Genomic DNA, 21,815 nt, shown 5'->3' with positions numbered 1-21,815 from the left:
TTTTAGGCTGCAGCTGTCGCAGGGTCGGTTCTTTTGCGGTTCTCGATGTCGAAGAGAAGACCGCCGGGCCGCGCATAGACGAACCAGGTTATGAGGAGGCAGGACACATAGAAGGCAAGGAAGCCATAAAGCGCCGGGGCGGCACTCCCCGAAGCCGCGAGCGACATGCCAAAACTCTTTGGAATGAAGAATGCTCCGTAGGCCGCTATTGCACTGGTGAACCCTGTGATGGCGGCACTTTCCTTTTCAGACTGGCGCAGGCGGTCCGACGTACTCATCTGCGGCTCCAGCCGGTCTATCTCCTTGCGCATGATGGCAGGGATCATCTGGAAGGTGGATGCATTTCCGACACCGGTTGCGAAGAAAAGAACGATGAAGGAGGTGAAGAAACCAGCGAAAGCTCCCGGTGCATCCTTGACCGCAAGGGAGTAGAGCACTCCGCCCGTGCCAATCATCATCAGGAGGAATACCACCAGCGTCACACGGGCCCCGCCGAACCGGTCTGCTATCCAGCCGGTAAAGGACCGTGACAATGCGCCGACCAACGGCCCGAGGAAGGCAATCTGCAGGACGTTCACGTCCGGAAACTGTGTCCTTGTCAGCAGCGGGAAGGCCGCCGAGAAGCCGATGAACGACCCGAACGTCCCCGTATAAAGCCAGCACATGATCCAGTTGTGCTTGCGTTTGAAGATGATGGCCTGATCAGAGAAGGATGCTTTCGCACTCGACAGATCGTTCATGCCGAACCACGCGGCAAATGCGCTTGCAATGATGAACGGCACCCAGATGAAACCGGCGTTCTGCAGGAAGAGTTCCTCTCCTTCCCCGGTCAGCTGCGGCTTGCCGCCCAGAAAGCCGAACACGCCGAACGTGATGACCAGCGGCACGATGAACTGCATCGCGCTGACGCCAAGGTTTCCAAGTCCGGCATTCATGGCCAGCGCATTGCCCTTCTCGCGTTTCGGATAGAAGAACCCGATATTGGACATGGAGGATGCGAAGTTTCCGCCTCCGAAGCCGCATAGCAGTGCGAGGGCGAGCATGATCCAGTACGGCGTTTCAGGGTTCTGCACCGCAAAACCGATTCCGAGTGCCGGCGCCAGCAGCGACCAGGTGGTCAGCGTGGTCCAGAGCCGTCCACCAAAGACCGGCACCATGAAACTGTAGAATATGCGCAGCGTTGCGCCTGACAGACCTGGCAGGGCTGCCAGCCAGAACAGCTCGTCAGTCGAATAATCAAATCCGATCTGCGGAAGCTTGGCGACAACGACCGACCAGACCATCCAGACCGCGAAAGACAGAAGCAGCGCCGGGATGGAAAGCCAGAGATTGCGGCTTGCGATCTTCTTGCCCGTCGTGTCCCAGAACTCCGGGTCTTCCGGTCGCCAGTCCTGGATCAGCTTCGGCGCAAGCGCGCGCGCTTCCCGCTCGCCATGGATGGGTTTCATCTCCGGCAATTGCGGTAGCGAGTCGAGTGTCTCGCCAACGGCTTCGCGTTCCATATGACGGATGGCGAGGTGCATCCAGATCAGCGAGGCAGAGACGATCAGGAACAAAAGCATGAAGCAGCTCGTCCAGATCCCGGTCAAATCGTTGAGCAATCCGAACAGAATGGGCAGGATGAATCCGCCAAGTCCGCCCATAAGGCCGACCAGGCCTCCAACAGCCCCAACATCTTTTGGATAGTAGACAGGAATATGTTTGTAGACGGCTGCCTTGCCGAGGCTCATGAAAAATCCGAGCACGAAGATCGCAACGACGAAAGCGACAGGTCCCGTGGCCAGATGAAAGCTGATCGGGCCTTTGACACCTTCGATCACATAGGAGGTTGGCGGGTAGGCCAGGAAAAAGGTCACCGCGACCGAAACCAGGAATGTCCAGTACATGACCGTTCGTGCACCAACCCGATCAGACAATTGCCCTCCATAGATCCGGAAGACGGATGCCGGGATCGAATAGGCTGCGGCCAGCATGCCTGCTGTCTTGATATCGAAGCCGTAAACGCCGATCAGATAGCGCGGCAGCCACAATGCAAGCGCCACAAAAGAACCAAACACGAAGAAGTAATAGAGCGAGAAACGCCACACCTGCACATTGCGCAGAGGCTCAAACTGAGACGCGAAACTGCGCGGCTTGGTGCCAGTGCGCCGCCGTTCGGCGAGCTCCGGATCATCCGAGGTCAGAAAGAAGAAGATAAGCGCAACAATGACAAGACCGATCGCCCAGACATTGGCGACCCCCTTCCAGCCCAACGACGCCATGACGATCGGGGCTGCAAACTTGGTCACGGCCGCGCCGACATTTCCCGCACCGACGATCCCAAGCGCCGACCCTTGCTTGTCCGGTGCGAAGAATTTCGAAACATAGGTGATCGAGACCGAAAATGACCCGCCCGCGATCCCGATACCGAGCGCAGCAACAAGGAATTGCGGATAGGTCGTCGCGAAGGTCAGAAGCCAGGTTGCCAATGCCGACAGCAACATGACCGCAAGATTCACAATACGGCCACCATACTGGTCAGCCCAGATCCCCAGAAACAGTCTGGACAGCGACCCAGTCAGGATAGGCGTGCCGACAAGTAGCCCGAACTGGGTCTCATTCAGTCCGAGTTCCTTCTGGATCTGCAGTCCGAGGATGGCAAATATTGTCCAGACGGCAAAGCAGGCCGTGAAGGCGAAAGTGGTCAGTCCCAATGCGCGATTGGCGCCTCTTACGGACATATCGGTCGATCGTGACATAGTTCGCCCCCCATTCGGGCATCAGTTCATTGGTTAGAGTCACACCGGTGTCATCTGGAACAAAGCTTCGCCTTGATATATGTAAAGCGATCTCTTGCCGGATGTTCGCTGGTGCGCGCTGTTTGAAATCAATCTTCGGCGGACTGACGAAGCTCTGGCTCCGACGTGACGCCTGTAGGTGACAGACCCGACATGAACCGGGCTTTAGCTTGACATTAATCAAGTTGCGATTAAGCCTGACGAGGGATTTCAGCAGAGACCGAGCGACGCTGATTTCAATAAATGACTCAATTTTAGCGTCTCTGGAGGACGCATGGCTATTAGAAACGCTGACGCCGAACGCGTCCGAAACACATCATTTTTCAGAGACGCCGACGACGAGACCTTCAACACGGCAATCAATGGCGCATTCCTCCAGCGATTTCCCGCCAACACGACCTTGTTGATGGAAGGCGACACTGTTGATTTCCTTTACATCCTGCTGGAAGGCTCCGTCGAACTGGGCGCCGGCTGGAAGTCCAAGGACACAACGCTGGCCATCCTTCGGCCCGTCTCAACATTCATTCTCGCAGCCGTGGTGCTCGAGTCCGATGCGCTGATGAGCGCGGTCACGCTGGAACGCTCGGAAATCCTCATGGTGCCAGGCGACTCGCTTCGGCGCGGTATGAAAGAAAATGCGGCCTTCGGATTCGCCGTGTCGGAGGAACTTGCAGGTTGCTACCGCGGCCTGGTCCGGTCGATCAAGAATCACAAACTGCGCGACTCAACAGAGCGCCTTGCCAATTACCTCCTTACGCAGCGAGCCCGGCAGGGCGGCAAGGACGAAATTGTGCTCCCCCATGAAAAGCGGGTGCTCGCTGCCCTTCTCGGCATGACCCCGGAAAACCTGTCCCGCGCCTTTTCGAAACTGTCCGACAAGGGTGTCAGCGTTGACGGAGCCCGGGTTGGCTTCAGCAATGTCACCGTTCTTGAACGTCTGGCACGCCCAAGCCCCCTGATCGACAATCACTATGCGCAGGACCGCAACACACTCGGCAAGGCCTATACCGAGCGCCAGCAAGGTGTGCTCGACCAGGGCTAGACTAACCACCCATCTGGGCCAGATTTCTGATGTCGCCAGGGTCTGAATTGTGCAAACCATGCGCGGCAGGTTTGAATGCCAGAGCGTCAAGAATGCGATCTTTGAGCAGCCCGCTCTGATCATCAGAACAAAGCAGGTCGCGCAAAGGGCGTCCACCTTGGCCGAACAGGCAAAGTCTCAGCTGTCCGCGCGCTGTTACACGCAGGCGATTGCAACCATCACAAAAGCCCGGCGCGTAAGGCGCGATCAGACCGATACGGCCCACATAGTCCGGATGCGAGAACTCGACTGCCGGGCCATCATCCGCCCCGCGGTCTGCCGGTGTCCAGCCATTTGCCTCCAGCCACCGCCGCAACACCTGCCCGCTGACGTGCTGAGCGTCGAAAAACGCCTTGTTGTCGCCGGTCCGCATCAACTCGATGAACCGTACGGAAATCGCACGCTCGCGGACAAACCCGGTCCAGGACGAAAAATCTTCGTCCAGTCCGTCGCGTAGCAGGACCGCATTCACTTTCACCGCGTTTAGGGGAAGCGCTTGTGCGCGCTCCAAGCCGGACAGAACATCATTGAGCCGGTCATGACCGGTGATGCGATGAAAAGCCTCCCGGTCCAGGGCATCCATGCTGACATTGAGATTGGTCAATCCGGCATCGACCCACTCATCCACATGACGGGACAAATTCCAGCCATTCGTTGTCAGGGCGACCTTGTCGATCCCCGTTTGTGCTGAAACACAGGCAATCAATTGGGCGAGGTCCTTGCGGACCGTCGGCTCTCCGCCGGTCAGGCGCACTTTACGGATACCCAGCTGCGCAAACACCCGAACAAGCCGCTCCACCTCTTCAGGTGCCAGAAAATCCATTGGTCCGGATTTGCGATAGCCATCTGGCAGGCAATAGGTGCAGCGGAAATTACAGACTTCAGTGACCGATAGCCGCAAATAGCGGAACCTGCGCCCAAAATTATCCGCCACGGCAGCGCCGTGATTAGTCATCGCATGGCTCCTTTCCAAGCACGGGAGGCGACAGGGTTTCCCCTGTCGCCCTTCGGCCGGACCGCCATGGCGCTTGGGGGAAAGACGCGCTTTAGGCGGAAGGGCTCGGAGCGAATTTATGTCAGCCTATGCCCGATGGGCCTGAGCGTCTTTGATGTGCGCGCCGCCACCGATTGATTGGGGTCAAGTCACTGGTACCGACCGGTCAAGAGCCCCGTCCAGGCCTCGGCGCAGACAATCTCGGACCATAGATGATCGCAAAGAGCGCAAAGGCCCCTGACCAGAGAGCGCTCGCCACATGATTGACATGCATCTGGACCGGCGCCTCAACAAACGGGGCTGCAACACGCGCGAATGCGCCGGAATTCACAAGGATGTAGATCAGCACAGTTCCCCACCCCGCTTTCAGCACATGTCCTGTGTGGCCAAGACTTGCGCGTGTCATGACGGCGAGGGTCATCACCCCGATTGCCCCTGCTCCAGCCGCGTGAATACCTGAAACGCGAGGAACCACGGCTGGAAACAGACCACTCAGACCGAGCAGAAGAAGTGCCAGCGCTGCCCATGCATAGCCCACATGCAAAATGGTGACGAGCGGTTCGGAAAGCGTGCGCTGCACCTGCCACCGCGCAACACGAACCAAATTCAGAAGTCCCGCTCCCGCCAGCAGTCCGGAGGCGGCAGACGTATCGGCAAATATCGACCATGCCACCAGTGCGGCGAGAGACACGATCAGAGTTGCGCCATCATATCGCCCGAAAGGCACCGGCATCGCTCCGCCCTGCTTGCCAAGCCAGTTGCGCGTGAAACTTGGAGTAATTCTGCCTCCAATGACCAGAATGAGGAATATTAGCGCCGCAAGCCCAGTCCGAATGGCGACTTGCGGCAAGCCTCCCACTGTAATGTTCGCCCAGTGAAAGCCGATATTGGCAAATGCCAGTACACTGACCGCCCCTGCGACCTTCAGATTGCGAGTATTCTTGCCCGCGATCACCTCACGCCACACTAGGCTGGCAAAGGCAACAAGGAATGCGCTTTCAATCGCACCCGGCAGCCAGACAGGCCCCGGCTGGAACAGCATGGCGGCCCGCCCGGTGATCCAGAGTGCCACAAGGAGCATAAGCGGCAGGCCACAAACGGGGAGACGTCCTGTCCAGTTTGGTACTGCCGTGAGGAGGAAGCCGGCGACAATGGCCGAGCCGTAACCGAATACCATTTCATGGATATGGAAGACGAGCCCCGCCTCCACAGGCAGCGCACCCGGTCCGACCGTATAGGTGACGATCCAGAGCGGCACAGCAATTGCCGCCCAGATCGCCCCCAGCAGGAAGAAAGGGCGAAGGCCAAGACTGAACAGGGCTGGTCCCCTATAGGCACGTATTCTTTCAGCACTTGATACCATGGCTCTCGTCTTTCCTGTTTCCTAACCGCATTTGGAATGACCGCAATCAAGACAGGTATCACAACCTTCCTTGCGGATCAGCGCCTTGTGACCGCACTTCGGACAACACGCCGCATCGGAACGGCTGGTTGATATGACGTCCGTGTTTCCAGAATCGCCAAGATGCTCGGCCACAATCCGCCCGATGGCAGCGGGCAATGAGGGCACGTAACGCCCGTCCATGAACGCACCGCCCTGAGGATCGAACACCGCCTGAAGCTCTTCTGCAACGAAACTCACATCGCCGCCGCGCCGGAAGACAGCCGAAATCATACGTGTCAGCGCCAGTGTCCAGGCATAATGATCCATGTTTTTTGAATTGACAAAGATCTCGAAAGGCTGCGGCCCTAGGCCCTCATCGGTATCGTTGATCGTGACATAGACCGCATGGGCACTCGGCGGCCATTTCAGTTTATACGTCGCCCCTTCAAGCCTGCGCGCGCGCGGTATCAGCGGTGTCTCTCCCGGTCCGCCCGTGTCTGGTGCTGCATCTACCGAAAGGACCGAACCCGTGATCGCATTCGGCCGGTAGGTGGTCAGCCCCTTGCACTCCAGCTTATAACCTTCCCGGTAAACATTCTTGAAGTCTTCAAAATCGATATCGGCCGGGCAATTCACCGTCTTGGAGATCGAGCTGTCTATGAAGCGTTGTGCGCATGCCTGCATCCTCAGATGGTCCTGTGGCGCCAGTGTCTGTGCACTGACAAACACATCTTCTGGCGGCATGGCGTCACCGTAAAGGCGTTGCCAGACCCGAAGTGCATAGTCTGTAACAGGCTCTTCGAGACTGGTACCATCCGCCTGACGCACTTTCCGGGAATAGGAGAACGCAAAGACCGGCTCGACGCCGGAAGAGACATTGTCGGCAAGCAAGGAGGTCGTGCCGGTCGGGGCGATTGAGGTCAGGCAGCCATTGCGCAAGCCATGTGTCTCGATCAATGTACGCGTATCTTCGTCGAGTCCCTTGAGATTGGGGCGTTCGAGAATGGCCTTGTCATAGAGGGGATAAGGCCCCTTCTCTGCCGCAAGACCGGCCGAGGCCCGATACGCCGCACGCTTGATTGCGGCCATCCACCGCTCAGTCAAAGAAACCGCAGCGTCGGACCCGTATGCGGCACCGCAGAAAATGAGTGCGTCTGCCAGCCCCGTGATCCCGAGACCGATCCGGCGTTTGGCTCGTGCCTCTTCCGCCTGAGCCTTGAGTGGGAAGCGGGATATGTCGATGACATTATCAAGGAAGCGAATTGCGGTTTCGGTGAGCGTTTCAATTTCGCCCTCGTCGATTCCAGCCCCCTCTTCGAACGGGGACCTGACCAATCGTGCCAGATTGATCGAGCCCAGGAGGCAAGCGCCATATGGCGGCAGCATCTGCTCACCGCAGGGGTTGGATGCAGCTATCGTCTCGATATCTGCCAGGTTGTTAAGCGCATTGACCCGGTCGATGAAGATCACGCCCGGTTCGGCAGCATCATACGTGGCCTGCATCAACCGGTCCCAGAGCTCACATGCCGGAATTGTGCGGTAGGGCTGCCCGTCGAAGGTGAGCACCCAGTCACTCCCGGCTTCCAGCGCTTCCATGAAGGCGTCCGTTACCAGCACGGAAAGATTGAAATTGCGGAACCTTGCGCCATCTCGCTTGGCATCGATGAAAGCTTCGATGTCGGGATGATCGATCTGGAGGCACCCCATCATCGCCCCCCGCCGTTGGCCGGCCGACATGATGGTCCGGCACATCGCATCCCAGGTGTCCATAAAGGAGAGTGGCCCGGAGGCCTGCGCGCCCACGCCCATGACCGGAGCGCCTGACGGGCGGATCGTGGAAAAATCCATACCGACCCCGCCGCCCTGCTGCATGGTTATGGCGGCTTCCCGGAGATGGTCAAAAATGCCCGGCAGGCTGTCGGGGACAGTTCCCATGACGAAACAATTGAACAGGGTAACATTGCGTGCCGTACCGGCTCCGGCAAGGATCCGACCGGCCGGAATGAAACGGAAATCGGTTAGCGCCTCACGGAACCTGGTACGCCAGATCTTGCGGTTCCTTGGCTTTTCAGCCTTGGCCACTGCGTCTGCAACACGGTCGAGCGTGGCGGCAAGGTCGGCGTCTTCGCTGGCCTCGGAGCGGAAACGATACTTCTTGTCCCAGATTTCTTCAGCGAGCGGCGTGTCAAAGGGCATGGCAATCATCCTTGTCGTTTGTGTTCGGAAGGACGGTCAGGTTCTGTGATTCGGTGCGGCATGACGCAGGGTGCGCAGTATTCCCGGGTGTTCCGACATCTGCCGCATCCGGATTTGACAAGGATCAATCAGCAGCCGTTCACGAAGCCTTCGATACGCCGCTTGTATAGGTCGCCAAATCGAAATAATCCCGCCAGAGACTAATCTTGCCGTCACGCATTTCGAAGATACCGCAACAGGGCAGATCAACGGCACGATCTCCAAGTTTCGTTCGGTCCAGCCGCTCTGCCACCACGACATCTCCAGCGCTGACCAGGGTCAGGATATCCCACTCGGTTCCTGTCCAGTCCCTTATGAAATTCGAAATGAAGTCTTTCAGGGCCGCATGTCCCCTGACCGGTTTGAACGGCATATTGTGATAAACGCCATCTGCCGCAAAATAACTGACGATTTCACCGACATCGAGCCGCGACCAGGCAGCTATAAAGTTCCGTATGGTCCGTTCATTTTCTGTCATCGGAATCTCCTTGTTTTGAAAATCTCAGAACACCATGAACGCGACCATTGCACCGGCTGGCTCCGCTTTTGCGCCCGGCCGTCTGCGAATAAGCGCATCTGAGACGGCCAGTGACCTCTGGCTGCTGGAGTCCTGCGAATCTGCCAGGACGAGACCATGGTCAGCCCGTCGCGCACGCAGGAAGGTCTCACGATCCCCACAAGCCGGGAGCGGATCTGCGCAAATGCCTTGCTTGAACGTCATGGCTTTCGTCACATCGCCGCCGCCAAGTCCCCGAAGCAGTGGCGCAAGAAACAATCGCGCGGTCACAAGCGCCGAAGTCGGGTTTCCCGGCAGTCCCATCACCAGGCGATCGCTCACATGGGCCAGCCAGACAGGCTTGCCCGGTTTGATCGCAACTTTCGGGAACACATAATCAGGCGGCGCGGCAAAAACGGAACGGGAAAAATCACGTTCTCCGACAGACGCGCCGCCGATCATGACAACAAGGTCAGCCTCCTCCAGCGCGCGTGCGGCAGCTTTTGCCAAGACATCCGGCTCATCCGGCAATCGTTCACGGCGGACGAGGTGACCACCTTGCTGGCGCACGAAGGCGGCGATGCCCGGCGAAACGCTCTCCGGAATGGCACCTGCACGGGCATGGGCCTCTCCCGGAGCGGCGAGTTCATCGCCCGTGGCGAGGATGACAACACGCGGTTGGCGATACACGCACAGTTCCGCCCGATCGGCCGCGGCCGCCGTCGTCAGCGCCCGCCAATCGAGCTCCACACCCGCCGGAACAAGCACATCTCCGGCCTGGAAATCTGAACCGGCTGTCCGAATGTTCCGGCCGCGTCCGTGAGGGCGGACAAATGTCACACGTTCAGCGTCTCGCTCGGTGTTCTCCTGAACGATGACGCGATCTGCCCCTTCTGGCACCGGCGCACCAGTAAAAATGCGATATGCGCTGCCCTCCGGCAGAGCCTGCCCGGGCGGGGCGCCCGCTGCGCTCTCCCCTGCAACCGGCAGACTGAACGGAAGGTCCCCGAGATCGCTCTCCCGAACGGCATATCCATCCATCGCGGATACATTTGTGCGCGGCATACGAAAGCGGGCGGTGACCGGCTCGGCCAGAATCCGCCCCGGCGCCTGCCCGAATGGAACGATCTCGGAACCCAGTGGACGCGCAGCTGCTTTGACCCTGGCCAGGGCCTCCTCGAACCCAATCATGAGACTGTGCCTCCTGCAGCCCAGTCGCCGGACTTGCCGCCACTCTTCTCTTCCAGACGGATCGTCTCGATGACGATCCCCTTATCGACCGCTTTCAACATGTCGTAGAGTGTCAGTGCCGCGACACTGACCGCCGTCAGTGCCTCCATCTCGACACCTGTTTGCCCGGTCAGGCGCGCCTCAGCTGTCAGCCGAAATCCTGGCAAGTCATCATTCATTTCGATGATGACCGCGACCTTGCTAAGCGCGAGCGGGTGGCAGAGCGGGATCAGCTCATGCGTACGTTTCGCTGCCATGATGCCTGCAAGTTCGGCTGTTGTGATCACCGCGCCCTTGGGCGTGCGCCCCTCACGGACCATTGCGAGGGTCGCAGCCTGACACCGCACGCGTCCGCTTGCGACAGCGCGGCGTACGCTTGCGGCCTTGTTGCCGACATCTACCATTTGCACCCGTCCTTCTGCGTCAAGATGAGTCAGCTCAGTCATGGGCAGATCCCCCGATAACGTTCGATCTGGCCAACCAGTGAACACGGCCTGAACCGGCTGTCGAACTCCAGCGCGAACACGTTGTCCCAGGCGTCCCGGCAAGCCCCTGTTGAGCCCGGCACACAGAAAATGAAGGTCTCTCCTGCCTGTCCGGCGAAAGCGCGCGACTGCAATGTTGATACGCCGACAGTGCCAAGACTGACCTGGTGGAAAACGATCGAGAAGCCGTCCATTTCGCGCCGGAAAAGAGGCCGGATCGCTTCCGGCGTCACATCCCGTGGGGAGAATCCAGTTCCGCCGGTCGTCAACACCACATCGATCCCCGGATCAGCGATCCATCGCGTGACGACCGCACGAATGTCGGAGACCTCGTCTTTCACAATGGCCCGGTCAACAAGGGTGTGACCGGACTCTTTGGCGCGCTCGATCAGCAGCCCACCGGACGTGTCGGTCTCTTCAGTCCGCGAATCTGACACCGTCAATACGGCAATGTTCAACGGGTAAAATTCAAGGCTTTCATCAATGCCCGGTTTTCTCTTCATTCCATCTCTCCCGGTCTTCGGTGTCTCTTTGTGTCGGTTCAATCCAGCGCTCTCCGAACGGACCCTGTTCGCGCTTCCAGAAAACGGCCTCGGTTTTCAGCCGGTCCATCAGGTAATCGGCACACTGGAACGCAGCCCGGCGATGATCACTTGCTACGGCGACCAGCACGATAATCTCGCCGGGTGCCATGGCACCGGCCCGGTGCACCACCGAGAGCGCACATATATCGAACCGCGCTGCCCCTTCCCTCGCAATCCTTTCGAGCGAAGACACGGTCATACGCGGATGGTGGTCCAGAATCAGCCGGTCCAGCGGCTCGCCCTGCTTGGTGACCGGACGCACAACGCCCTCAAAGGAAACCAGCGCACCATACCCCATCGCGCGTTGACGTAACTCCTGCAACCGGGCTGCAGACTCTATGCTTGTGAAGGCAAGTTCGGCGCAAACCACCGCCCCTGTCGGAATGTCATTCATGCGTGGCTCCTTCAATAGAGTGCGCCATGGGCGCCCAGAACCGATGCCATCACTGTGACCAGGCTGAGTGCCAGCAGGACAAGGTGACCGCGCCAGACAAGCTTCATCGCTTCTGCGGGCCTGCGCCGCGCCTGCTCGGCAAACCAGCGATGCAGGAAAAGCGGTTCGAACACAAACAGAACCAATGTAAATATAAGCCAGACCGCGACCATTGAATGCATCCACCAGAAGGCAGGATCAAGAAAGCGGTTCCATGCCGCGAGGCGGTGGGTCATGTATAAGCCTGACAGCCCGGCAAGTGTTACGGAGATCTTCGCCTGCCAGGAAAACGCGCCTTCGATCTGTTCGAACAGAACCGCTCTCTCCTCCGGCGCCGCCAGCTTGCGTACACCCGGCAAAAGCACCAGCGTCACGAAGGACACGCCTCCGATCCAGTGGACAATCGCGGTCACATGTATCGCACGAGCAAGGGTCAGATCATCCATGGGGTGTCTCAACCGCCCGAAACGGGGCTCATGAACTCAACCGTATCAACCGGATACACCATATGTGTATCAAGAACGATTTCGTCATTCACGGCAGCTCGCACCGTTCGCTCAAGGATCGCTTCGGCTTCATAGCGCGCCGCCAGGAGGCGACGCAGCGTCGTGACGCTCACGCCCTCCTCCGGAACGGAAATTTCTGCCGGACCGCCAAACGGTCTTTCAATCTGTCCGTAAAATGCAATTTTCATGACTTCCTCCGATATATGGTTCAGGCTGGCAAACGCGCATTGTTGCGAGGTGACGGTAAATCACCCGGAACGCCTCCTCGCAGAATAGCCTGGCAAATAGCCTCCAGTTCAGCGAACCTCGGCGACGAACTCATGACCGGCCGTTCCATGATAGAATCCATTGCTGAAAGGCGCCGTACCACAAAGATCCCGCAAAGACGCGCCTGCCTCTTCCGCCGGCATGGCGCCATCGAGGACAGCCCGGAACGCCTGCGCCACCGCTACCATATCGATCGCTTGCGGCATGAGCCGAAGGTGAGAGACGCCGTCTGCCGCGAGCTGCCCTGTCTCGGCCAGCAGGCAGACATAACTCTCTGACTGGGTCTGAATGCCATTCACCCTCAGGATTGGTTTCCCGTCCACTGTGCCCAATGGCATACCGTCCATATCAAGCTCGCAAACAAACTGGCAATTGTCCTTGGTGCGGCCATGCGCGCGTGCGTGATAACAGCGCGCCGACACCGCGAGCGAGGCGCGGCCAAACACTTGAACTTCAACACCAAGCCCAAGTTCGCGAGCCACCTGCGCCGCAATCCGGATGGACTGGACAGGTAATTCAGTAGGCAGACAGATATGCCTCGCTCCTCTCCCGGCCATCCAGGTGATCGCCGCCTCATTATAAGCGTTCATGAATGGCCCGATACGGTGAGGACACTTACCCCGTGCGAGCAGGCCTGCCGCATTGTTGATTTCAATTTCGTGACTTTCCAGTGCCACCAGATCCTCAGTCGCCTTGCGCTCACGCTTCAGCATGACCTCCGCAAGCGAAGAGAGTACGACTTTCTTGCCGCCCCGCTCCAGGCGTGCGATCGTATCTGGCAGGTCAGGCTCGTGGAACGGTGCACGTTTTGAACAGATCACCTCTCCAAGATAGACCTCGTCCAGCGGCGCCTCATCGGCAATGCGCGCATAGAAATCACGGCGCGTTTCGGCAGACCAGTGATAAGCGATCGGGCCAAGTGTCAGTTTCGTCATGCTGCTCACCGCCATTTCTTTGATGCGAATGCGCCCTGGGTCTGTTTCTGCCCCTCCGTCAAGGCGACAAGGTCGGTGATGTTCGCAGGCCGTCCCGCACGAATGTCATCCACCGCAGTGCGGAATGCCGATACCACACTACGCACATAACTCTTCGATCTCTGCCGGCCTTCGATCTTGAAAGCATGCACGCCTGCATCGATCAATTCAGGCAGGAGCCGCGCAAGATTGAGACTCACCGGTTCCTCAAAGGCGTAATAGGGATCGGAACGATGTGGTGCCGTGTATCGGCCCTTGCAGATAGTCGGGTAGCCAGCCTTTTCACCGCAGCCGAAACAATCAATCGAAAATCCCGCAAGCCTGGATGACATGGTCCCATCACCGTGGCGAATAAATTCCACATCGGAGGCCGGCGAGCAGACCCCGTCCATATTTGTCGACTGTCCGGTCAGGTAATTGGTGAGGCTGCACCTTCCCTCAACCATCAGGCCGTGATTTCCGAAGATGAATGTCTCGATCTCGCAGGGGATTTCTTTGCGGATTGCCCGGATCTCGGGAATTGTCAGAATACGGGGGAGCACAACCCGCTTCACTCCGAAATTTTCACAATAGTAGCGGATCGCCTCCGGACTCGAAGCGGCCGCCTGCACCGAAAGATGTAACCTCATATCTGGATATGTACGTGCAATAAAATCGGCCACCCCCATGTCGGCGACAATGAAGGCATCAACACCCAACCGTGCGCCAGTATCGGCCGCCGACCGCCACAGATCCACCTTCCCCGCGGGCGGATAGGTGTTGAGCGCCAGAAGCACCTTGGCAGCTTTTGAGTGGGCATAGGCCACCGCACTGGCCAATTCGTCAGGCGTGAAGTTCAGGCCCGGAAAGTTTCGCGCATTCGTGGCATTCTGGAAGCCGCAGTAGACTGCGTCAGCGCCTGCATCCACGGCGGTGCGCAATGCTGCAGGTGTACCTGCAGGACAGATCAGTTCTCCGGGACTCATGCCTGCTGTCCCCCCTTTGCTTCACTTTTATAAGCGCGCCTGAGCCGGGCCAGAATCGCGCGGCCTGGCGCCCCCAGAACTCCAGCTGCTTCTTCCGCGATCGACCCTTCAACATCATCGAGTGCATTTCGGAGGCGCACCACGGCTTCAGTATCGCCGGAGACATCCAGATCGCGCGAGAAGAAAGCGGCGTCACCATCCCGTTCGGAGTCCACCAGTTCCAGCAGCAGCATGAACCGGCCCCGGATCCTGGCTTCAGCATGGGGCGCGCGATCACGTGGGACAGCCCGGAATGCGAGGGCTTTTGGATCGGGGCACAAATGAAGTGCGAATGGCAACTCAACCGCATCGATCAGGAAGGCACTCTGTTTGTACGACCCGAGCCGCGCGAAGACAGACGGGTGTCTGTCGCCAATCCGCCGGACAACATAAGAAAGAAGCGGCTGAATAAGCACGCAGGATAAACGCGAACCCGCGCCTCGGACGAACTTCGCCCCCTTCGGATCAAGATTGGCCCTCCAGTGCATGGTCGGCTCTTTCACTCTGTTCGTGCCGGATCTCCACCGGCGGAATAGTGTTTAGAACCCAAGCGCTTTGGAACGCATGATATTGATCAGGCCAGGTGCAGGTATTTTTAGACCGCCGGTGCAATTTTTTTCGTATGAAACGACTGAGGGCGCATCTAGCATTTGGCTATTGCCAGAAAAATCGAAGCTTTTGGTGTTATGCCCCCGCTCCTGATCGCCGCCTTCCTGATCACGGCCCTTCTTTATGCAAGCGTCGGCTTTGGCGGCGGCTCCACGTACAACGCCTTGCTGGTCTTGAGTGGAGCAGATTACCGCGTCATGCCGTTGATTGCATTGGTCTGCAATATGATCGTCGTCTGCGGCGGCATCTGGCGTTTTGCGCGCACCGGCGATCTCTCAGCAAGGCGGCTGCTGCCCTTCCTGGCCGCATCTGTCCCTGCTGCATGGATCGGCGGCCGTACCCCGATCAGTGAGACCTTTTTTGTCGGTGTTCTCGGCGGAGCGCTTCTGTTGTCAGGAATACGCCTCACCTTCCAGAAACGTGAAAGCGAGCCGGTACCGCGGCATGACAGCACACGCCGGATCCATCCGATCCTTTCGACCAGTCTTGGCGGCGCAATCGGCCTGCTCTCAGGCCTTGTCGGAATTGGTGGTGGAATCTTTCTCGCCCCGGTTCTCTATTTCATGCGTTGGGGAACACCTCGCCAGATTGCGGCCGCAAGCAGCCTGTTCATTCTGGTAAACTCGTTCTCCGGGCTCGCAGGCCAACTCATGAAGCTGCAGGATATGGCACTATTATCCGAAGCCGCACCGTACTGGAGCTTACCCATCGCAGTCCTTATCGGCGGCCAGGCAGGTTCCTGGCTTGCGAGCTATAAACTCAAACCCGACCTGATCCGGCGGCTGACGGCTCTGCTCATACTCTATGTGGCCGCACGTCTCCTCTGGAGATGGACCGGGATGATCTGAGCAATGGCACGAGCCAGGTTCTTGATGGTTCGTATACCACCTGATTACTATTCCGATGTTGGAAGGACTCGAACGAACACTCGGCCTTGCGGAAACGGTCCCTGAGCCAATCGCAAATAGTACCATCCTGTAAAATTTGTGCGGCGCTTTGGCAGCGAGCTTGTCTCCGCGCCTGACACTTCGTTACATCTGGGTGCTTATCTTCAATACCAGGCATGCACCTGCGAAGGTTTCCGAAGACAGCCTCTGACGCAGAGGTCATACCGGCACATTGAGACCTGAAACGCCATCATAACCCACTCCGCGGCCCGACGCCTTTGATGAATATGCGCGGCGCAAAAACTCCATCGCGCCGTCATATGAACTCGGGAAGGTGCACAATCCTCCACCAGACTGGCATTCGAGAGCAATCCCGCACAAAAGAGCTCGGATCGTTGCCGCCGCGCTCTTGATATCGGTTCCGGAGCGAAGCGAACCATCTGCGCTCGCCTGGCTCAATAATGCAGTGATTTCGTCCAGATATACCTGTCTCGCCGTCAGCACCGCCGTCTCGAGATCCGGCATGGAAGGAAGCGGTCCGGATGCAAATCGGAAGAATGCTCTCATCTTCACATGATGAGCGAGCGCATCGAGATGCAGGCGGCAATGTGAAACCAGCCTGTCGACCCCATTGGCTCCACGCCGACGCAAAGACCGGGCAAACCGGGCCCGCTCGGCGGACACATGTCTGACGGCCGCCACAAGTAACCCCTCCTTCGAGCCAAACCGCTGATAGGTCTGCCCCCGGCTATACCCTGCACGTTTTCCGACATCCTCGCAGGTGAGCGCTGATATTCCACTTTCCGATATGATCCGGTAGGCCGCCGTCAGAAGCTTGCGATCTGCCGTTGCGCGCCGCTCCGCCTGGGATTTTCTGACCACATACATACCGGTCCCCTCCGAGACGCCGTTACGGATGTACCCGCTGGCACCGCCGCCCTGAAGACAGCTGGCTGACATTACGAGTCGCCGCCAAAGCGAAGCACTCCTGCAACAGGAAGTGTTCGCAATGCATGCCCTTAAGCAAACGCGCACTTTCCGCTCGTTAATTCATTGCTGCTCCTTATACGGATTCTCACGGTACTTCCATCTCCCCGGATTTGCACTATGCAAAAATGACGCATCCGTCATTTTCCGTATATATCGCCCTGCCGCCAGATGCTATTCATGTATGAACCAAGACCTGCGCGTACAGGCTCGCAGGCTGGCGATGCATAGGGAGGAAAACCAAATGAAAGTACGTCTCGTCGATAGTCCGCCAACACAGCCCCGTACGTTCGAAGACCCCGGTGAACTGGCCGACAGGCTGACGCCCGAAGACGTCGAAATCGTCCGGGAAATCTTCAACACACCACTGACCGGCTCCTACAATTGGGATTATGAAAGCGCGAACGTCAAAATCCGGCGGCTCTATGAACTCGGAAAGCGGTTCAATTGGAATGCCGAACTGGACGTCGACTGGGACGTGTATTTCGACAAGTCGGAAGGCCCCTCGCAAGCCGGTCTGAACCCATTCCACGATCACCCGATCTATCTCGCCATGAGCGAGGAACAGCGCAACGAGTATGCCTGGCGCTCGCTGGCACAGGTGCTGTCGCAGTTCCTGCATGGCGAACAAGGTGCAATGATGGTCGCTTCGCAACTCGTTTCCTGCGCGCCGACCTATGACGCCAAGCTCTACGCCGCCTCGCAGACCTTCGATGAGGCGCGCCATGTGGAAGTGTTCAACAAATACCTGCGCACACGCTGCAATGTCGAATACCCGGTCAATCCCAGCCTCAAACTGTTGCTGGACAAAATCCTGACCGACCCGCGCTGGGACCTGAAATTCATCGGCATGCAGGTTTTGATCGAAGGGCTGGCACTCGCCGCCTTCCAGACGATGTCGCAGACAACGCGCGACCCGCTTCTGCGCCAGATCCTGCACCTGGTCATGCGCGACGAGGGCCGGCATGTCGCCTTCGGCGTCAATTACCTGGAAGACTGGATCAAGGCGCTGAGCGAAGAAGAAATCGAGGAACGCGCCCAGTTCGCCTATGAGGCCTGCGCCATCATGCGCGAACGCCTGTTCTCAACCGTGGTGGAAGAGGAGTTCGGCTTCGACGGCGAGGAAGCCCGCCGCATGTCGATCGACTCAAGTGGCGGACAGGCTTTCCGAAACTTCCTCTTTGAACGGATGATTCCGAACCTGAAACGCGCTGGCCTGCTGACCGAAAGCGTGAAGCCGAAATTCGAGGCGCTGGGCGTGCTGCAGTACGAACACGCGGCAACTGACGCCGAAATAGATTGGGCAGCCCTGGAGCGGCCCCTCGAGACAGGACAGATTGATCTTGCTGCAGCGGAATAACCGCGTCTGTCCTTCAGGAGCGCCGGTCCGCTTTTCCCCCAAAAGGTGACCGGTGCTCCTACCGCCCCTCCAGGAGGTGAATCCTCGCTTTGAAACGGGACTTTCCGAATTCCCGTGACAGGATGCATGGCCGGTTCAGGCAGTCTGGCACCGTCCAGTGTTGCCGTCACATTCTGCTTTCCTCGCATACGGGTCGATGGCTTGGTTTGACCGCCGAGCCGAACTTCTTTCTACGCGATTCAGGCGCTTTTGTTCACTTCGCAAAGAGACCATCACCCCATTGACGGAATTGCCACAAGACGTGTGTCACTATCTGGTTCGAGAGAACCAATCGTACCGAATGCCTCACAAGTAGTGGCCGCCCCGGAGCGCAAATGACCGCACGGATGCCCCGCATTCCTGTGGATCCGCACACTTCAAACCAACACACTTTCAGAAGTCTGGTCCCTCACGCAGGACAGTTCCGAAGCGTTGGAAATCATCGTGTCGTGGTCACAGCCCGATGCCTCTCCGCGCAAAGGCAATCGTGAACGGTACCAGGATCGTCCCCCAGAACAACATGTTGATCAAAGACCGGAAGATACCCCCATCCTCCTCAAGCGTAATGCCAACCATTCGAATGGCGGTATCCCCTGGTAGTAGGAAAACATAGAGTAAAAACTTCAAAATCTTCATGGAGGCACCCCGGTATCCAGTACGTGCCCTTCATGGAGAGATCACGCTTTCTAAAGGAGATGATCTATATTAGGCGCGGCTGTCCAAATCAATATTTAAAATATATATTTAGACACTCGCAAGATACCGGCTCGCACACCGGGCCGCCCGGCACCCATATGAAGACCGTCCCTTTATCTGCGACAACCGCCTACTGACGACCTCCGAAATGGTCATTCGTCGCCAATTTCAGAAAAGCCCTGATGAAACTCATGGACATGCCATGCAGCCGGCTTCGACCTCAAGAGACCGTGCCTGCATGGCACTTCACGTCGTTGAACACCCCGGGTTCACAGTCAGACCAGATCGAAGGTTTCACCAGGATCGGGTACACAGACACCGGATTCCCATTTCCCCCCAAGGCTGCGCCGCATGGCTTCAGCAGCAGCAGGCTCACCATGGGTTATAAAAGTACGCTTCGGGCACTCCCTGAATCCATCGGCCCACCCCAACAAGGCGGTTCTGTCCGCATGAGCCGAAAATCCGCTGATACTCCGGATATCTGCATTCACAGGCACCCTGTCCCCAAATATGTTCACATTCGAAGCCCCCTCGACCAAACGCCGCCCCAGCGTGCCGCTCGCCTGATACCCGGCAATCAGCACCGTATTTTGTGGTTTTGGTAACCCATGCCGCAAATGGTGAAGAATACGGCCTGCAGTACACATACCACTTGCAGAAAGTATGATCGCGCCCGACCTTATCAGATTGAGACTCATCGAGTCTTCGACTGACTCAGTGAATTTCAGCAGGACCGAAGACTTGCCTGCAGCATGCCAATTGGCAAGCTTTCTCGCCTCGGCATCAAAGAGATCGAGATGGCGCATGGTCAGCCGTGTGACAGCCTGGGCCATTGGCGAGTCAAGGAAGATGTTGAGATTCTTCAAGTGCCCCTGACAGGTCAGATGCTGGAAATAGTAGATCAGCTCCTGCGACCGGCCGAGCGCAAAGGCCGGAATGATCAAATTACCTCTCTTCTCCTCCAGCGTATGCCGTGCAATTTCGAGCAGATCGTACAGAGAAGGCTCAAGCGCTTTATGGTCCCTGTCTCCATAAGTCGATTCAATTACCAGATAGTCTGCCGTTTCGACTTTCTGAGGATCGCGAATGATTGGGCGGCCAGGTTGTCCCAGATCCCCGGAGAACACGAGCTTGCGTTCGATGCCTGCCTCTATCACCCAGATTTCGAGTATCGCCGATCCCAGAATATGTCCGGCGTCACGCAACCTGATGCGCACGTTTTCAGCCGGAGAAAATGCCTCATCATATTCATGGCCGACAGTTTGACTGATCGCCGTGTCGGCGTCTTCGATTGTATAGAGCGGCGTCACTTGCCCCCTTTGTTTTCTGCGTACTTTCCCGTTGGAACGGTTGGCACGCTCAGCGTCTCGCTCATGAATATGTGCGCTGTCCTTGAGCATGATTTCCAGAAGTTCGGTGGTCGCAGTGCTGGTGTGTATCGGGCCGGAAAATCCGTCTCGGCAGAGCTTTGGCAACAGTCCGCTATGGTCGATATGCGCATGGGTCAGAACAACAAAATCCAGCGACGCCGGATCAAACGGAAACGCTCGGCGGTTCTTCTCGTCAGCCTCCCGCCCTCCCTGAAACATGCCGCAATCAACGAGAAAACGAACGCCATCAGCTTCAACAAGATAGGCTGAGCCGGTCACTTCACCGGCAGCTCCGTGGAATGTCAGCTTCACGTCAATCTTCCTTTCGTATCGCCGGCGCTTTCCTCAGACTGGCGGCGTCTCATTGTAGAACTCGCAGATGACATGAATGGCTTCGGCTGCGGTATCGACGATCCGGAACAGCTCGACATCACCTGGGTCAACGAATCCTTCGTCAACCAGGAACCTGAAATCCACCACACGCTGCCAATAGGATTGGCCAATGAGGATGATCGGAATGGGATTGATCTTGCCAGTCTGAACGAGGGTCAACACATCGAACACTTCGTCGAGCGTCCCAAAACCACCCGGGAACGCAACGAGGGCTTTGGCGCGCAGCAGAAAGTGCATCTTTCGAATGCCGAAATAGCGGAACTGGAAACAGAGTTCGGGAGAGATGTAGGGGTTCGGCAGCTGCTCCATTGGCAGCTGAATATTGAGGCCAATCGAGCGCGCCCCCGCTTCATCTGCACCGCGATTCGCAGCTTCCATGATGCCAGGTCCTCCGCCCGTCACCACAACAAAGTCTGTCCGTCCCTCCGCTTGAAATCTCCGCGATACGATTCCCGAAAATCGCCGGGCTTCCTCATAGTAGGCAGACTGACGTTGCTGGCTTTCCAGATGCTCTTGAGCGGCGGCTGAGCGATCCTCCGCACTCCCGGATGCAAGTTCGGCTTCGACTTCCGCCGCAGACCTCACACGCGCACTGCCAAAAACGACAACCGTCGACTGAATACCTTCGTCCTGTTGCAGCAGGTCGGGCTTTAGAAATTCCAGTTGCAGGCGGACCGCACGTAGCGTGTCCCGCTCAAGCAAATCGGGGTCCTTCGATGCCAACCGATAGGCCGGGCTGTTAGCGAGACGATCGATACGCCCCTCTGAATCGGACTGAGATTCCGCGTCCAATCTGCCACCTTTTATCACAGACAGTCCTCGCCATTAAGAGAAAGCTACTCACACCAGATCTAATACACTCGTATCATTTTCCAATACACAAATGACATCTGATAAGGATCCTTTGCCGATAATCCGATAGAGACCCAAAACTCCCTCAATGTTGTCGGTACAATAGGTACAATTACCCCTTGAAAGATAATTTGTACACTTGTATTATTTTTATGTGATCAACACCACTCCC

The 21,815-nt window shown here is 57.6% G+C and carries 20 protein-coding genes and 1 riboswitch; of the genes, 3 read left to right on the top strand and 17 right to left on the bottom strand.

Going from position 1 to position 21,815, the window contains the following annotated elements:
* Positions 1–2 precede the first annotated feature (2 nt).
* Positions 3–2,738 carry a nitrate/nitrite transporter gene (locus HJA_RS03885; protein ID WP_051597330.1) on the bottom strand — a complete coding sequence of 912 codons (2,736 nt, stop codon included), beginning with the start codon at positions 2,736–2,738 and terminating at the stop codon, positions 3–5.
* Between the two features lie 313 nt (positions 2,739–3,051).
* On the opposite strand from HJA_RS03885, the gene HJA_RS03880 reads away from it, so the two are divergent.
* Positions 3,052–3,819 (top strand): cyclic nucleotide-binding domain-containing protein, encoded by a 768-nt coding sequence (locus HJA_RS03880; RefSeq protein ID WP_035578453.1) that lies wholly within the window; start codon positions 3,052–3,054, stop codon positions 3,817–3,819.
* A gap of 1 nt (position 3,820) precedes the next feature.
* Here the strand turns inward: HJA_RS03880 and moaA are convergent, their stop codons facing one another.
* The 13 genes from moaA to ubiT form a co-directional block, all read right to left on the bottom strand.
* Entirely contained in the window at positions 3,821–4,813 is a 993-nt protein-coding gene (gene moaA, locus HJA_RS03875; RefSeq protein ID WP_035578449.1) for a GTP 3',8-cyclase MoaA, read from the bottom strand.
* A riboswitch (molybdenum cofactor riboswitch) is annotated at positions 4,805–4,936 on the bottom strand. Its footprint overlaps the gene before it by 9 nt.
* An 82-nt stretch (positions 4,937–5,018) precedes the next feature.
* A complete protein-coding gene (locus HJA_RS03870; RefSeq protein WP_035578446.1) occupies positions 5,019–6,215 on the bottom strand; it encodes an NnrS family protein in 1,197 nt (398 codons plus the stop codon).
* 21 nt (positions 6,216–6,236) lie between these two features.
* Positions 6,237–8,432: an adenosylcobalamin-dependent ribonucleoside-diphosphate reductase gene (locus tag HJA_RS03865; RefSeq protein WP_035578897.1), complete on the bottom strand. Its 2,196-nt coding sequence runs from the start codon at positions 8,430–8,432 to the stop codon at positions 6,237–6,239.
* 139 nt (positions 8,433–8,571) lie between these two features.
* On the bottom strand, positions 8,572–8,949 hold the full coding sequence (locus HJA_RS03860) for a limonene-1,2-epoxide hydrolase family protein (protein ID WP_035578443.1): 378 nt from the start codon (positions 8,947–8,949) through the stop codon (positions 8,572–8,574).
* A gap of 24 nt (positions 8,950–8,973) precedes the next feature.
* Positions 8,974–10,158: a molybdopterin molybdotransferase MoeA gene (locus HJA_RS03855; protein ID WP_035578440.1), complete on the bottom strand. Its 1,185-nt coding sequence runs from the start codon at positions 10,156–10,158 to the stop codon at positions 8,974–8,976.
* A complete protein-coding gene (moaC, locus tag HJA_RS03850) occupies positions 10,155–10,643 on the bottom strand; it encodes a cyclic pyranopterin monophosphate synthase MoaC (protein ID WP_035578437.1) in 489 nt (162 codons plus the stop codon). Before moaC ends, HJA_RS03855 begins: the two co-directional genes overlap by 4 nt.
* A complete protein-coding gene (moaB, locus tag HJA_RS03845; RefSeq protein WP_035578435.1) occupies positions 10,640–11,185 on the bottom strand; it encodes a molybdenum cofactor biosynthesis protein B in 546 nt (181 codons plus the stop codon). Before moaB ends, moaC begins: the two co-directional genes overlap by 4 nt.
* Positions 11,163–11,660, bottom strand: coding sequence for a molybdenum cofactor biosynthesis protein MoaE (locus HJA_RS03840; RefSeq protein WP_051597329.1), 498 nt, complete (start codon positions 11,658–11,660; stop codon positions 11,163–11,165). Before HJA_RS03840 ends, moaB begins: the two co-directional genes overlap by 23 nt.
* An 11-nt stretch (positions 11,661–11,671) precedes the next feature.
* Complete coding sequence (locus HJA_RS03835; protein WP_035578429.1) at positions 11,672–12,145, bottom strand: membrane protein; 474 nt, start codon at positions 12,143–12,145, stop codon at positions 11,672–11,674.
* A gap of 8 nt (positions 12,146–12,153) precedes the next feature.
* A complete protein-coding gene (locus tag HJA_RS03830) occupies positions 12,154–12,393 on the bottom strand; it encodes a MoaD/ThiS family protein (protein ID WP_035578426.1) in 240 nt (79 codons plus the stop codon).
* A 108-nt stretch (positions 12,394–12,501) separates the two neighbouring features.
* Entirely contained in the window at positions 12,502–13,407 is a 906-nt protein-coding gene (ubiV, locus tag HJA_RS03825; protein WP_206741664.1) for a ubiquinone anaerobic biosynthesis protein UbiV, read from the bottom strand.
* A 5-nt stretch (positions 13,408–13,412) separates the two neighbouring features.
* The gene (gene ubiU / locus HJA_RS03820) at positions 13,413–14,411 is read right to left on the bottom strand and encodes a ubiquinone anaerobic biosynthesis protein UbiU (RefSeq protein ID WP_035578424.1); all 999 of its coding nucleotides are present in this window, start codon (positions 14,409–14,411) and stop codon (positions 13,413–13,415) included.
* A complete protein-coding gene (ubiT, locus tag HJA_RS18330) occupies positions 14,408–14,953 on the bottom strand; it encodes a ubiquinone anaerobic biosynthesis accessory factor UbiT (protein ID WP_206741663.1) in 546 nt (181 codons plus the stop codon). Before ubiT ends, ubiU begins: the two co-directional genes overlap by 4 nt.
* Positions 14,954–15,100: 147 nt before the next feature.
* Here ubiT and HJA_RS03805 point away from each other — a divergent pair, with 147 nt between their 5' ends.
* Positions 15,101–15,907, top strand: coding sequence for a sulfite exporter TauE/SafE family protein (locus HJA_RS03805; RefSeq protein WP_241764286.1), 807 nt, complete (start codon positions 15,101–15,103; stop codon positions 15,905–15,907).
* A 258-nt stretch (positions 15,908–16,165) separates the two neighbouring features.
* On the opposite strand, the gene HJA_RS17820 is transcribed toward HJA_RS03805, so the two are convergent.
* On the bottom strand, positions 16,166–16,834 hold the full coding sequence (locus HJA_RS17820; RefSeq protein ID WP_162177025.1) for a TetR/AcrR family transcriptional regulator: 669 nt from the start codon (positions 16,832–16,834) through the stop codon (positions 16,166–16,168).
* Positions 16,835–17,177: 343 nt separating this feature from the next.
* Here HJA_RS17820 and HJA_RS03795 point away from each other — a divergent pair, with 343 nt between their 5' ends.
* Positions 17,178–18,293, top strand: a complete 1,116-nt coding sequence (locus HJA_RS03795; protein ID WP_035578414.1) for a ferritin-like domain-containing protein — start codon at positions 17,178–17,180, stop codon at positions 18,291–18,293.
* 1,010 nt (positions 18,294–19,303) lie between these two features.
* On the opposite strand, the gene HJA_RS03785 is transcribed toward HJA_RS03795, so the two are convergent.
* Both HJA_RS03785 and HJA_RS03780 read right to left on the bottom strand, forming a co-directional pair.
* Positions 19,304–20,710, bottom strand: a complete 1,407-nt coding sequence (locus HJA_RS03785; RefSeq protein ID WP_035578409.1) for an MBL fold metallo-hydrolase — start codon at positions 20,708–20,710, stop codon at positions 19,304–19,306.
* Between the two features lie 33 nt (positions 20,711–20,743).
* Positions 20,744–21,583, bottom strand: a complete 840-nt coding sequence (locus tag HJA_RS03780) for an LOG family protein (RefSeq protein WP_035578407.1) — start codon at positions 21,581–21,583, stop codon at positions 20,744–20,746.
* Positions 21,584–21,815 lie beyond the last annotated feature (232 nt).

Origin of the sequence: Hyphomonas jannaschiana VP2, from assembly GCF_000685215.1 — a bacterium.
Lineage (GTDB): Bacteria > Pseudomonadota > Alphaproteobacteria > Caulobacterales > Hyphomonadaceae > Hyphomonas > Hyphomonas jannaschiana.
The sequence above is the reverse complement of the archived record's forward strand: the minus strand, read 5'-3'. Positions and strand labels throughout refer to the sequence as shown.